Consider the following 17,525-nt stretch of genomic DNA (forward strand, 5'->3'; position numbering starts at 1 on the left):
CAGTACCAGTGTGGGGGACCTTCCTCTCAGAACCCCTAGACATCGTCGCCTCGGTGGGCCGTTACCCCGCCGACTAGCTAATGTCACGCATGCCCATCCGTCACCGGATCGCTCCTTTAATCGCAAAACCATGCAGCTTCACGATATTATGCGGTATTAGACCGGATTTCTCCGGATTATCCCCCTGTAACGGGCAGGTCGCATACGCGTTACTCACCCGTGCGCCGGTCGCCGGCAGATATTAGCAAGCTAACATCCCCGATGCCCCTCGACTTGCATGTGTTAGGCCTGTCGCTAGCGTTCATCCTGAGCCAGGATCAAACTCTCCGTTGTTGGTATGTTTGTTTGTCTTTTTTTCTGTACTGTGTACGAAACCTTGCTCAGTCCGCTCGATTTAATGGCGTAGAATTGACTCGAGTTTTTAATGCTCTTGTACTACTTGTCTATTTAAATTCTGTCAATGTTCTTGTGCTTCGTTCTTGAAAGCGAGTGCAAAGTTATAGCGTTTTTTCATAACCTCCAAATATTTTTTCAGCGATTTTTTCATGGCGAAGCAAACAACATTGCCAAAAACTATGTTATACAACATCTTAGAGGCGTAATTCAAAAATCCACTTTAACACTCATTAACAGCAATGAGACATTAGTCATTATATCGTTTTCAATCTACAATAATAAATATATATGCAAAAAACTCTATCTACAGATTTTTTGTCGTACCTTTGAAGAAACATATAAGAAGAAACATATAATAAGATTGATGCAACCATTTATACACCTACACGTTCATACACAATTTTCCGTACTTGACGGACAGGCTTCGGTATCGGCTCTCGTTGACAAAGCCATTGCCGACGGCATGCCGGGTCTTGCAATTACTGACCACGGCAACATGTTTGGCATAAAAGAATTCTACAATTATGTCAATAAAAAGAACGGAAAGATAAAAGATGAAATAAAAACCGCTGAAAAAACACAGAAAGAAGCTGAGGAGGCAGGAGACGCAGACACAGCCAAGCAGCAGGAAGAAATTATAGCCGGACTGAAAAAAAAGATTTTCAAACCGATATTCGGCTGCGAGATGTATGTGGCCTTAAAATCGCTTCACGAGCATGTCGATAAAAAAGATACCGGACGGCACCTGATAGTACTTGCTAAAAATGAGACCGGATACCATAACCTTATAAAAATAGTGTCACAGGCATGGACCGAGGGTTTTTATTCACACCCCCGTACCGATAAAGAAGCTCTTGCCAAACACCATGAAGGACTTATAGTATGCTCAGCGTGCCTCGGAGGAGAGATTCCACGTCTGATACAAGCGGGAGAACTTGAAGAAGCAGAACGTCAGGTAAAGTGGTTCAAGGATACATTCGGTGACGATTATTATATAGAACTTCAACGCCACAAGACCGACAAACCGGGCGCCAACAGACAGACGTATGAAGTACAAGAATCAGTAAATCCCGAGTTGATAAGACTTGCACGAAAATTTGACATAAAAATCATAGCCACCAATGACGTGCACTTTGTCAACGAAAGCGATGCCGAAGCACATGACCGACTGATTTGTGTGAGTACTAATAAAAATCTCACCGACCCGGCACGTATGCGTTATACGAAGCAGGAGTGGATGAAGACTCAAGCGGAAATGAATGAAGTATGGAGCGACCTTCCCGAAGCGCTGACAAATACACTTGAAATTCTCGACAAGGTAGTCCCCTACTCAATCGACCATAAGCCTATATTGCCCAATTTCCCCTTGCCCGACGGATTCACCAACAACGATGACTATCTGCGTTACTTGACTTACGAAGGAGCAAAACGTCGTTGGGGCACTCTCGATGAAGTACACATCGAACGTCTCGACTTCGAACTTGACACAATTAAGAACATGGGATTTCCGGGCTACTTCCTGATAGTACAGGACTTCATACGCGCCGGACGCGAACGGGGAGTGTCAATCGGCCCGGGACGTGGCTCCGCCGCAGGTTCAGCCGTAGCTTACTGCCTCGACATAACACAGATAGACCCTATAAAATATGACCTGCTGTTTGAGCGTTTTCTAAATCCCGACCGAATATCGCTGCCCGATATTGATATCGACTTCGATGATGACGGGCGTGCCGACGTTCTTAAATATGTGACAGAGAAATATGGTGCCGAAAAAGTAGCCCGTATCATTACCTATGGAACAATGGCGGCAAAATCAGCCATCAAGGATGTGGCTCGCATCGAACAATTGCCGCTGTCCGAAAGTAACCGACTGACAAAGCTCATACCAAAACATATGCCGGAAGTAAACGGCAAAGAGTTAAAAATGACTCTCAAAAACTGTTACGACCACGTACCGGAATTCAAACCGGAACTCACGAGCAGCAATCCGCTTGTCATTGAAACTCTGAAATATGCGCAAGAGCTTGAAGGCAATGTCCGCAACACGGGAGTACATGCCTGCGGCGTCATAATCGGTCGCGACGACATAACAGACTGGGTGCCTGTAAGTACAGCTACCGACAAAGACGGAACAAAACTGTTGGTAACACAATATGAAGGCAGTGTCATAGAGGATACCGGGCTTATAAAAATGGACTTCCTCGGACTTAAGACCCTTTCCATAATAAAAGAGGCACTCGCCAATATAAAACTGACCAGAGGAATAAATGTAGACATCGACTCTGTACCCATTGACGATAAAAAAACCTACGAACTTTATTGTGAGGGCCGCACCACAGGTACATTCCAGTTCGAGTCGGCCGGCATGCAGAAGTATCTGCGCGAGCTACAGCCAAGCGTGTTCGAGGACCTTATAGCCATGAACGCACTGTACCGTCCGGGACCTATGGATTATATACCCGACTTCATTGCTCGTAAACACGGTAAGGCTCCTATCGAATACGATATTCCCATCATGGAGCAATATCTGAAAGACACCTATGGAGTCACCGTCTATCAGGAACAGGTCATGCTTCTGTCGCGATTATTGGCAGGATTCACCCGCGGCGAGAGCGACACTCTGCGAAAGGCAATGGGTAAAAAACTTATCGACAAGATGATGGCCCTTAAAGCTAAATTCCTGAAAGGTGGAGAAGCCAACGGTCACGAACCTAAAGTACTTGAAAAAATATGGGCTGACTGGGAGAAATTCGCTTCCTACGCATTCAATAAAAGTCACGCGACATGCTATTCGTGGGTAGCATTCCAGACAGCTTACCTGAAAGCCAATTATCCCGCGGAATACATGGCAGCCGTTCTAAGCCGCAATCTTGCCGACATAACAAAGTTGACGGTATTTATGGACGAGTGCAAATCCATGCATATCAACGTCAAGGGCCCGGATGTAAACGAGTCTTTCACCGCATTCGGTGTAAACAAACAGGGAGATATCCGCTACGGGCTTGCGGCAATAAAAGGCATAGGCGTAAACGTTGTGAACGAAATTATCAGAGCACGCAATGACGGAGGCCCGTTTACCGACATATACGATTTCATCGAGCGTGTCGACCGTTCGGCCATAAACCGCCGTGTCATAGAAAATCTGGCACAGACGGGTGCTTTTGACTGCTTCAGCGAAGTCAAGCGTGAAGACTTCTTCGCAACCAATATAAAAGGAGAAAGTTTTGCTGAAATTCTTGTAAGATACGGTCAGAATTTTCAAAATGACAAGAGCAAAAACGAAAACTCACTGTTTGGTGACTTTGAAGAATCGATAAATACGGCAGGACGGCCGCAACTCATTCCGGCAGTACCGTGGCTCGAAATTGAAAAACTCGAAAAAGAACGAGAACTGATAGGCCGCTACTTATCGGGAAATCCGCTTGACCCCTACTATGTGGAACTGAATCATGGATGTAATATAACTCTGAAAGAGCTTTCTGAAGAAGAACCGGTAGAAGGACGTGAACTAACCTGTGGAGGTCGAGTAACAGAATTTACCATCAAACAGGGCAAACGAGGCAGTTTTGGCATCCTGAAAGTAGAGGACTACTCCGGTACTGCGGAATTCATGCTGTTTTCCGATGACTTCGTAAACTATAACAAATTTGGCGTGGCCGGCACCATCGTGTTTATCAGAGGTCGGTTCGCAAGACGGTTCAATAACTCGGACCTTCGTTTCCAGATAACAGGAATGTCTCTGCTTGAAAAAGCCCGGGCCGAACTGGTAGACGGCATAATCATTGATATAGACGCAGACAAAGCCAACAAAAACTTCCACGGAGTGCTGAACGACCTTATAACTTCGTCGACTGAAGACAAGGGCAATCTTTATCTACGCGTACACGACCACAGCCTGAACCGTTCGCTTAAATTGTCAGCAGGCGTAAAAATACCCATTAACCGCAAGTTAATCAATACGCTTGAGGATATGGACCTGAAGTTTGAGATATGTCGACCGTGACATAATTTGCCTGATACGTATTTCTTCACTAAATTTGTCACACCGAAATAACTTAATTTTAATAAAACATATAACATTTATGGCATTTCAGTTTACTGACGCTAACGTCAAAGAGGTTATCGCATCCGGCAAGCCGGTGGTTATCGATTGTTGGGCCACATGGTGCGGCCCGTGTGTACGCATGAGCCCTATCATTGACGAACTCGCGGAAGAGTTCGGCGACAAGGCCGTCATAGGCAAATACAACATCGACGAACAGGCTGACCTTACCGGCGAGTACCGCATAATGAGCATACCTACCATACTTCTTTTTAAAGATGGCAAACTCATCGAACGCCTTGCCGGGTCACAGCCCAAAAGCACACTTGATGAAAAAATCAAAGGTATGCTTTAATAACTGTAATTATAAAAACAATAGCGGAGTGCTGTTCTCAGCACTCCGCTATTGTTTTTCAACGCTTCAAAACCGGTCATTTTGACACACGCAACACTGTAAACGAGTAAGCAGGCAACTTCACCGACGGCAATGTCATGCTTACATCAACAGGCATAACATTGTCCGATTTAGGATCGCCCGTAAGCATACTGCCTTTGACTTTGCGTGAAGAGAGCAGTCCGAGTGGAGTCAAGTCAAGATTCACATCAGCTTCAACAGGAAGCATATTGACCAGTTTCACGATATAGTCTCCGGCCTCCTTGTCCTCGACAATAGAAACACCTATGCGATTCACGACATCAGCTTCGACATTGTCAATCTTCACTTCCGACGGCACAAAAACCGTTCCGGCATTATTGCCGTACATATGCTGCACATAATAGTCGGTTGTAAGGCGCACCTTATCATTGTCAAAATAAATAAGGTCAGGCGTCCATTGCGTATGGTCTTTCTTTGCAAGCAAAGGAGCATAGGAAGTCATTGCCACAACATCGCCGTTACGTTCTACGCCGGTAAGATACAAAGCCATTGACAGAGCGGTCTCCATATTATTGGGACGGCCGGGCAGATGCGACGCATATTCGCCGAGATACACCTGTGTACCGCCGCGAGGATAATCGTCATAATAATTATTATTGTGTATGAGCCATCCCGGCGACACATAGTAATGCTCGTCCACCATAGGTATGTCAAGTTCACGCGCAAGTTCCCAGCCTCTGTCATAATCGGCACCCTCATAGAAAGGCCCGACCGTGCCTATCACGGTTACATCGGGATAACGTGAAGTCACGGCATCATATATCATGCGGAAACGCGGCTCAAACACCTCGGTAATCATATCCTCATTTCCTATACCTATATATTTAAGGTCAAACGGTTCCGGATGGCCTGCCGCAGCACGCTTGGCACCCCACTCCGTAGTCACATCGCCATTGGCATACTCTATCAGGTCGAGCACATCCTGAACGTAAGCATCCATCTCCTCCATCGGTATACCGCACTGCTGTCCGAGTGTGGTGATTGCTTCGTGGGAGTGATGAGCCGCCGTACCCGAATTCTGACAAGGCACACCGGCAGCAAGCACGGGCAAAGGCTCGGCATCGATATCCTCGCAAAACAAGAAATACTCATGATAGCCGAGGCCGCGTGTCTGATGATAGCCCCACAGGTTGCGCAACGGCTTTCTTGACTCAAGCGGTCCTATAGACCCTTTCCAGTCATAGATATTGTCGACACCGTCGCCATGAGCCACACATCCGCCCGGAAAGCGCACAAAACGAGGCTTCAGATCAGCCAGAGTCTGCGCAAGATCTTTACGCAGTCCGTTCTCGCGTCCTTTAAACGTCTTTGTGGGGAAAAGCGATATCATATCGGCATCGAGCGAGCTCCCGGCAGGCACTGTAATAGCAAGCGACGCATCGCTTACCGTACGCGACGGTTTAAGCTCGGCCTTATACGTCGTCCATTCTGACGATGACACCTTTACTTTAGCGGACGACAATACCTTACCGGCTTTATCGACAAGTGCCACAGTCACAGCGACAGCTTTGGGAGAGCGCGCCATAAACGAAAAACGATAACGGTCACCTTTTTTAAGCGATATGCCGTCGTAACCTTCGTTTGTCAACGTCACCGCATTGCGTTCAGCATCAAGCGCTACATAATTAGGGTTGTTTTCATGCACCGGATTGTCGTTTTTAATAACAATGCTTCCGGCCGAGGACGACCATGCCTTTGTTGAATTCCAATTTTTGTCATTGCCCCTGTCTGACGGTGCATATTCAAAATCACGGTTCTGTATGAGCTCGGCATATAATCCGCCGTCGGCACCATAATTAATATCTTCAAAAAATATACCTACAAGTTTATCCGAAATAGACTTGCTTTCAGCCATACGGGGTACTATATCGACTTTAACCCCTTTAAGACCGGCAAAACGCTCTCCATCCTGCGAAGCCTGCTGCCCGAAAAGCGCATTTTTATCGTATCGGTCCTTCACATAGGCGTCAAGAGAGGCGATTACCTCTTCCGGCACAATCTGCACATATCCGCCCACTTCGACTCCGTTTATACTCACACTGTCAGGCCTTACCCTATACATGGGCCTCATATCACGCGGAAGATCCACCCGTTTCTCAAAATAGCGTTGCGGAGCCCACTTTATAAGGTCAGGCGACACAGCCAATGCCGTAACCTGCTTCTTACTGTCAGCATACCAGACGCAATTCCACATGCTATCGGCCACATTATATATAAGCTCCGGAGCAAACATTTTTTTATGGCTTCCCCAAGGACCGAAATCCGACCTTACAAAATCATATCCGTTACCTATACTCTGCCACTGCGCATCCTTATCGGCACGCCACGCTATGCGAAGACCGGAATTACCCTCGGGCAAAGAGTATGAAAACATCTCCACATTGTCGGCCGACATGACACCCGGCAATACCATAGCCATGCCGCACAAAACACACTGCAATTTCTTCATAATTCAAGGTTAATTATTTATTATATCAAAGTTATATATTGATTTTCTCTCCTAAAAAATGAGGTTTTCTGCCCGCAACCAGATCAAAGACCATTTTATCACGAGCAAGCCATTCACGAAGTGTAAGCCTGACACGCACAAAACGCCCCGCAATAACCGGAGCACCGACCGCAACCGCATCAATACCATTATGACGCGCTATAAAAAGCGCTCTCTCACAGTGATCGGGCTGCGATATTATCGTAATACTGTCGCAGCCGAACACCTCTTTTGCCCTTACAACTGAATCAAGCGTTCTGAAGCCGGCGAAGTCAAGTATAATCGCCTCTTCAGGCACCCCTCTGGCCATAAGAGAATCTCGCATAGCCATAGGCTCGTCATATCCACGGGTATGATTATCTCCGCTGGCTATTATATAGTCTATTTTCCCGTCATGATACAATCGCGCCGCAGTATTTATTCTCGTATAAAAGTAAGTGTTAGGTCTGCCTCGGCGATTGAGCGGATTAGTACCGAGCAATAATCCTACACGGTTGTACGGCACATCGTCTGCATCATACATATGGGCACCCGCATCATGTGCCACCGCAAGATTCACTCCGACAGTAAAAATCACAACAGCCGACATAAAAACAAAAATGCAGATCAACAAATATCGTTTTCTTAACAGACTAAATCCCATTTTGTGATGAATTAACGCATTCAAGTCATAATACATCACAAAGATACGAATTATACTGAATTATAGAGGCAATAGCCATAAATCATCAGTCAATTATATTGATTATTTTTTGGTTTATGTTTAATAACATAGTAATTTTGCACTCGAAATTAAAAATGGTTATGCAAAATATCAGAAATATTGCCATCATCGCACACGTTGACCACGGCAAAACCACTCTTGTGGACAAAATGCTTCTCGCAGGCAACCTCTTCAGAGAAAACCAGAATGCAGGCGAACTTATCCTTGACAACAATGATCTTGAACGTGAGCGAGGCATAACAATTCTCTCCAAAAACGTATCCATAGACTACAAAGGCTACAAGATAAACATCATCGACACTCCGGGACACGCTGACTTCGGCGGAGAGGTAGAGCGTGTACTTAACATGGCCGACGGATGTCTGCTGCTTGTCGACGCATTTGAGGGTCCTATGCCGCAGACTCGTTTCGTGCTGCAAAAAGCCATACAGATGGGTCTTAAGCCGGTAGTGGTGATAAATAAGGTCGACAAGCCCAACTGTCGCCCCGACGAAGTACAGGAGATGGTGTTTGACCTTATGTTCAATCTTGACGCCACCGAGGACCAGCTTGACTTCCCCACCGTATACGGTTCGGCCAAACAGGGCTGGATGTCGACCGACTGGAATAAACCCACCGACAACATACTTCCCGTACTTGACGCCATAATAGAATATATACCTGCGCCCACTACTCTTGAAGGCGACGCACAGATGCTCATTACCTCGCTCGACTACTCGAGCTATGTAGGACGCATAGCTGTAGGACGCGTGCACCGTGGCAGCCTGAAAGAGGGCATGGACATAGCGCTCTGCAAAAAAGACGGCTCTACAGTAAAACAACGTATAAAGGAGCTTCATACCTTCGAAGGCATGGGACGTAAACGAGTACAAGAGGTAAAATCAGGCGACATCTGTGCCTTGGTAGGCATCGATGGTTTCGAAATCGGCGATACCGTGGCCGATATCAACAATCCGGAGCCGCTTCCCCGAATAGCCATTGACGAGCCGACAATGTCAATGACATTTACTATCAACGACTCGCCGTTCTTCGGACGCGACGGCAAGTTTGTCACATCACGCCACATCGCCGACCGCCTTACCAAGGAGCTTGACAAAAATCTCGCTCTGCGCGTGAGCAAGGCCGTGCATGAGGACGTATGGACCGTATTTGGCCGCGGAGTACTGCACCTGTCAGTGCTTATCGAGACCATGCGTCGCGAGGGCTACGAACTTCAGGTAGGACAGCCTCAGGTAATAATCAAGGAAATCGACGGCGTAAAGTGTGAACCGGTTGAATTGCTTACGATAAACGTACCCGAAGAATATTCGAGCAAAATCATCGATATGGTTACACGGCGAAAGGGAGAGATGGTATCGATGAACACCCAGAACGACCGTCTGCATATCGAATTCAACATACCTTCGCGCGGAATTATCGGCCTTCGCAACAATGTGCTTACAGCGTCGGCCGGCGAGGCTATAATGGCCCACCGCTTCCTCGAATACCAGCCATGGAAAGGCGATATCGAAAGACGCACCAACGGCTCACTCATTGCTATGGAAGCCGGTACCGCATACGCCTATGCCATCGACAAGCTTCAGGACCGAGGACGCTTCTTTATCTTTCCGCAGGAAGAGGTATATGCCGGACAGGTGGTAGGCGAAAACGCCAAAGATAACGACATCGTGGTCAATGTCACAAAATCCAAGAAACTGACCAACATGCGAGCATCCGGTGCCGACGACAAAGCCCGCATAATACCGCCTGTAGTTTTCAGCCTTGAAGAAGCTCTCGAATATATAAAAGAAGATGAATATGTCGAGGTGACACCACATCACCTGCGTCTGCGCAAAATAATACTCGACGAGATAGAGCGCAAACGTGCCAACAAATCCTGACATTATTTGAAAATATACTAAACTTTTATACTTCTGAAGTGTCTTATAGATGTACTATAAGACACTTTTATTTTATAATCATGAACAAAATTATCAGAAAAATCCTTCCCGCGGTTGCCGTACTCCTTATGGCCGGCAACATACATGTCAACGCACAGAGAGTTGCCTCGGTCGAAAATTCCGATCTTCCCGAGGCTGCAAAAACATTCCTGAAAAAGCATTTCAACGGTGTAGCCATACATGAGTACGATAAAAAATTCTGGTCCAACTCCTATGAACTTGAACTGTCTGACGGAACCGACATAGATTTTGACTCCAAAGGACGCTGTACCGAAGTATCGGCCCCCGATGACAAACTCCTTGACGTAGCGCTTGTAAGGGAGTTGCTGCCGGCAGCGGCATGCCTTACTCTAACCAACGACAATCTACTCGAGTCGGTTGAAGAGATAGAGTACAATCCCTCAAAAGGCTATAAAGTCGAAGTCCGCCACGGCTCTCTTGACGATTACCGCTTTGACACCGGCGGCAAACTCATCAAAGTCACCCACGACGACTGACCAATGTCCATACAAAATAAAGGCTGCCATACAAAAACAGTATGGCAGCCTTTATTTTTGTATTTCAGTCAGGAACAGGCTATTCTTCCATAGATTCCGCGGCACCGATGAGTTCTTTTTCAGCGTCATCGGCAACATGATTGGGCTTCTCAAGTCCGTAGCCTTTTTTAGCATCAAGCGCTTTGAGAGCGAAACCGAGCAGCAATGCTGCCACTCCGCAACTGGCAAATACACACATCGGTACGGTATAGTTGTACTTCATCGGATCGGTCACCCCGGGATTGGACGCGACAAGCACACTTCCTATAATCATCGGGAACGCATAAAGGCCTATGTTCTGTATCCAGAAAATCAACGCATAAGCCGATCCGATAAGTTTCTCGTCAATAAGTTTTGGCACCGAAGGCCACAATGCCGCAGGCACAAGTGCAAAGGATATTCCGAGCACGACTACAGCGGTAAGTGTCACGATGACCGACTGCGTAGCAGGCACAATGAATGCAAACGTCAGATGACATAATATCATCAGTACGGCACCGAATATAAGCATAGTGGCTCCCTTGCCGTACTTATCGAGATAATGACCGAGGAAAGGCGTGACGGCGGCAGCGCCGAGAGGGAAGATGAAAAATACCAGTCCGGCATCTTTGGCCGAGAACTGAAGATTGCACTGAAGCATATTGATAGCATACTTCTGAAACGGAAATATAGCCGAATAGTAAAGTACACAAAGCAATGCCACCAGCCAGAAAATAGGCAGACGCAATATCTTGCCGATATCTCTTACACGGAACGGATCGTCTTTCTCCTCTTGAACACCTTGCGAGTCAAGCTTCTTATCCATGAATCCATAAGTGATGAAGCATATGAGTCCTATGATAAGCAGAAGCACCGCATAAGCCACCGGACGCGATACCTCTACAGGCACGATGGAAGCTATGACAGGAGCGCCGACAACCACTACGGCCACTCCCACACGCGCTATAGCCATCTCGACACCCATGGCAAGAGCCATCTCCTTGCCCTTGAACCACTTCACGATACCGCGCGATACGGTTATACCGGCCATCTCCGCGCCACAACCAAATATCATGAATCCTATGGCGGCAAGCTTGGCCGAAGCCGGCATTCCGGCATAGAAAGGAGTCACATTCCACCATGCCGAAGGCAGGTTCAGGTTTTCGGTAAGAAACACAGCCACGGCACTGTCCTGAAATCCCTGTGTCACGGCATAGTAGTTAAGGCTTCCGCCCGCAACCATCACCGCTCCCGACAGGACGGCGGTAAACCTCACGCCCATCTTGTCAAGTATTATGCCGGCAAATATCAGGAAGAACACAAACACGTTAAGAAACGGCTCGGAACCGGCAAAGTGACCGTAAGCTACGGGGTCCCATCCGCGCTGTTCCTGAAGAAGTTCCTGAAGCGGTGACAGGATGTCAACAAAAATGTAGGCGAAAAACATCGCCGAGGCAAGAAGCGCCAACGCCGTCCAGCGTGCCCACTTTTTCTCGCAGAGCGCCGCGCCAAGAGGGTTGGCCTTGATGTTAGATGTAGTCATTGATACTATAGCTATTATTTATGTGATTAATTCTTTTTCACAAAAGTACACAAAACCGCATAAATGACAGAAATAATCCTTAAATTCGTAACATTATTTATATAATTGCTATGTATTCCCGAAAGCCGTTTACCTTTGACCGTGTCGTAAGACTGATAATAACTTGCCTCATCATTGCCGGCATACTCATGCTTATCAATGCTTTAAAAGGTGTGTTGCTGCCATTCTGCGTGGCGTGTCTCATAGCTTACATCTTCGAGCCGTTCGTTCAGTTCAATCGTCGTCTGCTACACCTGCGCGGACGTGTCATCGCGATATTCGTGACCCTTTTTGAGGCCTCGTTTATATTCGGCATATTGTGCTACATACTTGTCCCCATGATAATTTCCGAGATGCAGCACATGGGCCATCTGCTGAAAGTATATTCCGAGACCGAACTCGACATACCGTTTCTACCCGGAGAGATACATGACCTGATCAAAAAATACATCGACCTCGAGTATCTGTCTAAAATCATGCGCAACGAAGACCGCATGAAACTTATCGAAAACCTGTTGTCGTCAACATGGTCCATAGTTACGAGCGGTATAAGCATGATAATCGGCGTATTCAGTTGGTTCATAGTATTTCTATATGTCATCTTCATAATGCTCGACTACGAGCGGCTCGCATCGAGTTTCCGCCGCATGGTGCCCCCTTCCTACCGCAAGACGGTGTTCAAGATAGGCAACGACATCCAACGGTCGATGAACCACTACTTCCGTGGACAGGCCCTCGTGTCATTCTGTGTGGGTGTGCTTTTCTGCATCGGTTTCCTCATAATCGACATGCCGCTTGCCATTGTGCTCGGACTATTCATAGGACTGCTCAACATGGTGCCATATCTGCAGCTCATATCGCTGATTCCAACAACGCTGCTGTGCCTTGTATGCTCGGTGGACTCCGGCGTGAATTTCTGGGTAATATTCTGGGAGTGCATGGCCGTCTACTGTATCGTGCAAGCCATTCAGGACCTTTTGCTAACACCGAAAATCATGGGAAAGGCCATGGGGCTCAACCCGGCCATCATACTCCTGTCGCTGTCTATATGGGGATGTCTGCTCGGGTTCCTCGGACTCATTATAGCACTTCCGCTTACCACCCTGCTGCTTGCTTACTATGACGAATACATAACCTTTCTGCAGCGCCAACGCCAGCGCCGACGGCACAACAACGGGCCGGCCCATCGCGTTACCGCTGCTGACTCCGACGATACTCAGTCATCCTGATCCGGAAGCGGCTTGGCCTCCATTATGCGCCGGGCTAACTCGAGGTCGCGCCTGAAAACAAGCAGCTTTATCTCGCCGAGCGAAGTCACCGTTATCGGATAGACCGTCGACATTATCTCGTTGTTAATTATGCAGGGTACTCCGTTGGTCTCAAGCACACCTTTAGCGATATAAGCGTCGGCATCGCTGTAATAGGTGCCGAAAACCACCAGATCACTGTCTTTCATAACGCAGTTATTTTATGTTTCGTTGATTCAAGGCCTTGTGATAGCGGGCCGCATTGGCCTGATGTGTCGCATAATCTGAGGCAAAATTATGGCGCCCCGAAAAATCCTCTTTGGCACACATGTACAAATACTTATGGGGACGTGAATCAAGTATGGCATCCATGGTCCGGGCCTCCGGCATGCGTATAGGGCCCGGCGGAAGTCCGGCATACTTATATGTATTATAGCGTGATGATGCACCAAGATGACGTGACGTGATACGTCGCAGACTGAAATCGCCTACGGCATACTTGACCGTCGGGTCGGCCTGCAGCTTCATACCCTTGTCAAGACGGTTTATATAAAGGCGTCCCACCACTGCACGCTCAGCACGGTCATTAGTCTCCTCTTCGGCGATGGACGCCACCGTAGCCACTTCGACAGGCGACAATCCGAGCGCTTTAGCTTTGGCACGGCGCTCGTCGGTCCAGAAGCCGTTGCGATGCTTGAGCAAAGTCTCCACAACATATTTCGGCGAAGCTGTCCAGTAAAATTCATAAGTGTCAGGCAAAAACGCGGCTATATACCCCGGCTTCTTGAAGCCCGCAGCCGGCAAGACATCATTGCACGCTGCGACAAATGAAGCAGAGTCGGCGGCCATGCGCTCACCAACTCTTGCAGCAAGTTGCCCGAGTGTACGCACATTGTTAAATGTAAGCTTGACAGGTGTCTGCCTGCCGCGCGATATAGTTCTGTAAATATCCAGCGATGTCATTCCCGGGTCTATGCGATAAGCCCCTGCTGCACGCGACATGTCACCGCCGCCCAACCGCCATAAAACGGCAGCTTTACCTCCTGCATTGCCAAGTTGTCGCGGAAGCATCTCGAGCAGCCGCTCCTCGGTCATAGTTGAGTCGACATACACCCACTCCGCCTTATCGCCGCCATAGCTCGCTCCCGTATAAGTTCGCCACAGCACCACAACCACCACCGCGGCCAGTACTCCAGCCGCCAGTATAACTGTCATAACTCGTCCTGCCTTACTTCTTTTCATAAATATACATCACGATTTATTCACTTGCAAAGATACGTATAAGTCGAATACAAAACTAAACTTGTTTAAGTTTTGTTAAGCGCAAGTATCTTGGGCGAAGCAAACCTACTCTTTACGCCTTAACAATTAGTTAATTAAACTTTTCCTGCTGTTTTTTCAAAAAAAATCATTATTTTTGTAAAAATCTAATCAACTACATTAATTAACCTTATATACCAAATATACCAATTTTATGACACATAAATTATTATCATTTTATTTGTACGACGGTTGGGGCGGCTTATATAATGGCTGGTGCTATGACTGCAATATCGCCAATCCGATTGAAAATTTCTCATCTGACCGTATGGAATTATTTATTAATAGTTATAAACTATAATTCTGATTATTATGAAAAGAAGTATTTTTGCATTGTTTATGCTGGTTGTCTTTTGCACTTCGTGCCATGACACAGAAGACGTAATTTTAGATGGAGATCCCTTAATCTACTTACTAACCGACGAAACGACACTTGAGTGCGTGAGTGGGGATAGGATTGATGTTGTAATACCGCAACAACAACATAGCGTACAACTTAAATTTGTAACCGAAGTAAAGACCGGTTTATCAATAATTGACAACGCCGATAATACGTCTGTTGAGTTTGCAGCCGGCTACTCGTTCGAAGACAAAGTGGTTTATGTATAATCCGCAAATCCAAAAATCCGGCGAAACCAAAACGAAAGGTTCAAAATCCGGCAAAAATCGGGGAAAATCACAATTCCAAGCGGTTATTGAAATATAAATCGCGCAACATCGGAATGATAAAAAAGAGCATCGGAAGCCAAGCAAATCCGATGCTCTTTTTTGCATATTAATCACGCAACATTATAAAGCATCATGTCCGTGTAATGGGAATTATAGTTCATTGATGCGTTGAACTCCTTTCGTGTGGCTCCGATGAAAGGATTGCCGATTTCCTTATTCTTGCCGAGCCAGTCGCACAATTCGACGATAGAGGACTTGTCGGAGGTGAAATATACATATCTGTGGCCGACAAGGACCGTGAGGACATCAAGGTAATCAGACAGTTTCCAGTACATGTTGTAAGTGCCGGCATCCGTGCTGAGATACGGAGGATCGACAAGGAACACCACATCATCCCGGTCACGATACTTCTCGAACAGTTCGCGGTAATCGCAGCTTTCAACCACAATACCGTCAAGATAACCATTAGCATCATAACCGGAACGCCTGATACGGTTATACATGGTATGCTTGCGCATCTCCTCCAGTGTAGTGGCATACTTCATCGAGAACAGCAACGATGTTGACAGCGTGATATAGTCTACAAAGCCGGTTTCCGCCTCTTCCTCCGCCATCATATCAAGGATGCGTTCCCTGATTGGCTTAGGCACAATCTTCAGCCTCGGCACGGAAACCAGAATGTCACGCAGACGGTCAAGCATGGTATTCGTGCGGCCGATATTCTCAATCCGGCGTCGGTAATTGTCAAAATCGTTATATACCACGGTAGCGTCCGGACGTTGCCGTTTGGTTATATGGGACAGCAGCCCGGAACCGCCGAACAGGTCCACAAACACCTTCGCATCCTTAACCTCGCCAAGAACCTTGATATATTCTTTGGCGAACATGCGCTTCTGGCCGACAAACGGCAGGGGCGCAGATAAATATTCCTTTTTCATCTTGTTTCTTGTTTTTTCGGTTGCAAAGATCGCAATAATCAGGATAACAAAGCAGCGGGTCCACAGTCAAGGTACTGCAAATCCGCTGCATTGGAACAGTGTTATAACGCTGTTCGTCACACGTTCAGATCGAACTTCACGCCCTCTTCACCGGCAAGCAGACGGCGGGTGCGCTCCTCGTTGTTTTCGTATATATGCACGTTGCCCAGATTGAGCGTGATGGATTTCAGGGGCAGGTCAATCTGACGTGACATAAGGTACAGGTGGTACAGGTCGGCAGGGAGTCCCAGATTGGCGTCGGAGCTGCGCTGGTACGCTGTCATTACCAGCTCACCGCCTTCTATCTGGAACTGCACCAGACTGAGGCACGGAGCCTGATTGCTCTCTGCATCCGTGGAACCGAGGAACAGCACATAGTTCTTGCTGTTGCGCTTCTCCCTGTTGATCTTGGCAATAAGTGGGGGCAGTTTCTCAAAATAAGTGGGGTAACTGTTGACAAGGGTCTGGCCGCAATAGTCCCACCAGTTTATGCCCGCCTCCCGGTAACGCTCCACCGAACGCTCGCCGCTCATAAAGAGCGACAGTTCCGTTTTCAGTTTCTTACGGGCTATGCCGTGTCCCTCGAATATATCGAGCAGGTCACCCGGCAAAAGCGAAAGCCTCTCGTTGAGCAGGTAGATGATACCGCCCTTCCGGTTCTCCTGACGTCTGCCGTCAGTGAGAATCTTGTTCAGAATGTGATGATATTTGTTCATAGCCTGTGACATTATGGGTTATGGCGCAAATATACCACGTCTGAGCGCGTCTTATGCCGGTCCGGGCATATCTATACTGCACGGGGTATACAGTCGCTCTGGAAGCGTTTAATCAACGAATAGACCTTGCGCTCGCTTACGGCATACTTCTCGGCAAGCAGCACAACTATATAAGACACCTTCTCGCCATCGGCAAGCATACGGGAATAATCGGCATACAGGTCGATATAACGGGTATCCTCAAGCCTCACCCCGGAGGCATAGAGCCGGTTTAACAGCTCTCTATGGAAATTTAATATCTCAAATATCTTCATTTTACGCAATTATTTGTAATTTTGCAGCACTCTTGGAAAAGCCACTCTACTTTGACCCTTTTGGCCAAACAGAATTTACCCACCTTGGCCATAATATGATTGACCCTTTAAAGTCCTGGTGTTAGGGGTCAATTTTATTTTACCCTTTTAATTCTCTAT

At 47.2% G+C, this 17,525-nt stretch carries 14 protein-coding genes and 1 rRNA gene; 6 read left to right on the plus strand and 9 right to left on the minus strand.

Annotation, left to right across the window (positions count from 1 at the left end; all coding sequences use genetic code 11):
- Positions 1-333: ribosomal RNA gene (locus FW767_RS11950) — 16S ribosomal RNA — on the minus strand; the annotation flags it as partial.
- Positions 334-760: 427 nt separating this feature from the next.
- On the opposite strand from FW767_RS11950, the gene dnaE reads away from it, so the two are divergent.
- Together dnaE and trxA are read left to right on the plus strand one after the other, a co-directional pair.
- Positions 761-4,399: a DNA polymerase III subunit alpha gene (dnaE, locus tag FW767_RS11955; protein ID WP_121700290.1), complete on the plus strand. Its 3,639-nt coding sequence runs from the start codon at positions 761-763 to the stop codon at positions 4,397-4,399.
- A gap of 79 nt (positions 4,400-4,478) precedes the next feature.
- The gene (gene trxA, locus FW767_RS11960; RefSeq protein ID WP_121700289.1) at positions 4,479-4,793 is read left to right on the plus strand and encodes a thioredoxin; all 315 of its coding nucleotides are present in this window, start codon (positions 4,479-4,481) and stop codon (positions 4,791-4,793) included.
- 76 nt (positions 4,794-4,869) lie between these two features.
- Here the strand turns inward: trxA and FW767_RS11965 are convergent, their stop codons facing one another.
- A complete protein-coding gene (locus FW767_RS11965; protein WP_235898122.1) occupies positions 4,870-7,323 on the minus strand; it encodes an alpha-L-arabinofuranosidase C-terminal domain-containing protein in 2,454 nt (817 codons plus the stop codon).
- Between the two features lie 31 nt (positions 7,324-7,354).
- A complete protein-coding gene (locus FW767_RS11970) occupies positions 7,355-7,951 on the minus strand; it encodes a SanA/YdcF family protein (RefSeq protein WP_235898123.1) in 597 nt (198 codons plus the stop codon).
- 215 nt (positions 7,952-8,166) lie between these two features.
- Between FW767_RS11970 and typA the strand changes: the two genes are divergently transcribed.
- Positions 8,167-9,966, plus strand: coding sequence for a translational GTPase TypA (gene typA / locus FW767_RS11975; protein WP_121700292.1), 1,800 nt, complete (start codon positions 8,167-8,169; stop codon positions 9,964-9,966).
- An 80-nt stretch (positions 9,967-10,046) separates the two neighbouring features.
- Positions 10,047-10,523, plus strand: a complete 477-nt coding sequence (locus FW767_RS11980) for a PepSY-like domain-containing protein (protein WP_121700287.1) — start codon at positions 10,047-10,049, stop codon at positions 10,521-10,523.
- 79 nt (positions 10,524-10,602) lie between these two features.
- Here FW767_RS11980 and FW767_RS11985 read toward each other — a convergent pair whose 3' ends face one another.
- Positions 10,603-12,084, minus strand: a complete 1,482-nt coding sequence (locus FW767_RS11985; protein ID WP_121700286.1) for an MFS transporter — start codon at positions 12,082-12,084, stop codon at positions 10,603-10,605.
- Positions 12,085-12,194: 110 nt separating this feature from the next.
- Between FW767_RS11985 and FW767_RS11990 the strand changes: the two genes are divergently transcribed.
- The gene (locus FW767_RS11990) at positions 12,195-13,352 is read left to right on the plus strand and encodes an AI-2E family transporter (RefSeq protein ID WP_121700285.1); all 1,158 of its coding nucleotides are present in this window, start codon (positions 12,195-12,197) and stop codon (positions 13,350-13,352) included.
- Here the strand turns inward: FW767_RS11990 and FW767_RS11995 are convergent.
- Positions 13,340-13,579, minus strand: a complete 240-nt coding sequence (locus FW767_RS11995) for a putative signal transducing protein (protein ID WP_121700284.1) — start codon at positions 13,577-13,579, stop codon at positions 13,340-13,342. The two genes, FW767_RS11990 and FW767_RS11995, sit on opposite strands and share 13 nt — an antisense overlap.
- Before the next feature lie 7 nt (positions 13,580-13,586).
- The gene (gene mltG, locus FW767_RS12000; protein ID WP_121700283.1) at positions 13,587-14,612 is read right to left on the minus strand and encodes an endolytic transglycosylase MltG; all 1,026 of its coding nucleotides are present in this window, start codon (positions 14,610-14,612) and stop codon (positions 13,587-13,589) included.
- 390 nt (positions 14,613-15,002) lie between these two features.
- On the opposite strand from mltG, the gene FW767_RS12005 reads away from it, so the two are divergent.
- A complete protein-coding gene (locus tag FW767_RS12005) occupies positions 15,003-15,299 on the plus strand; it encodes a hypothetical protein (RefSeq protein ID WP_147438823.1) in 297 nt (98 codons plus the stop codon).
- Positions 15,300-15,469: 170 nt separating this feature from the next.
- Here FW767_RS12005 and FW767_RS12010 read toward each other — a convergent pair whose 3' ends face one another.
- The 3 genes from FW767_RS12010 to FW767_RS12020 form a co-directional block, all read right to left on the minus strand.
- The gene (locus tag FW767_RS12010) at positions 15,470-16,297 is read right to left on the minus strand and encodes a DNA adenine methylase (RefSeq protein ID WP_150980638.1); all 828 of its coding nucleotides are present in this window, start codon (positions 16,295-16,297) and stop codon (positions 15,470-15,472) included.
- 116 nt (positions 16,298-16,413) lie between these two features.
- On the minus strand, positions 16,414-17,052 hold the full coding sequence (locus tag FW767_RS12015; RefSeq protein WP_121700291.1) for a thymidylate synthase: 639 nt from the start codon (positions 17,050-17,052) through the stop codon (positions 16,414-16,416).
- 71 nt (positions 17,053-17,123) lie between these two features.
- Positions 17,124-17,366 (minus strand): hypothetical protein, encoded by a 243-nt coding sequence (locus tag FW767_RS12020; protein ID WP_121700280.1) that lies wholly within the window; start codon positions 17,364-17,366, stop codon positions 17,124-17,126.
- Positions 17,367-17,525: the final 159 nt, after the last annotated feature.

This window comes from Heminiphilus faecis, from assembly GCF_008728965.1.
Classification (GTDB): Bacteria; Bacteroidota; Bacteroidia; order Bacteroidales; family Muribaculaceae; genus Muribaculum; species Muribaculum faecis.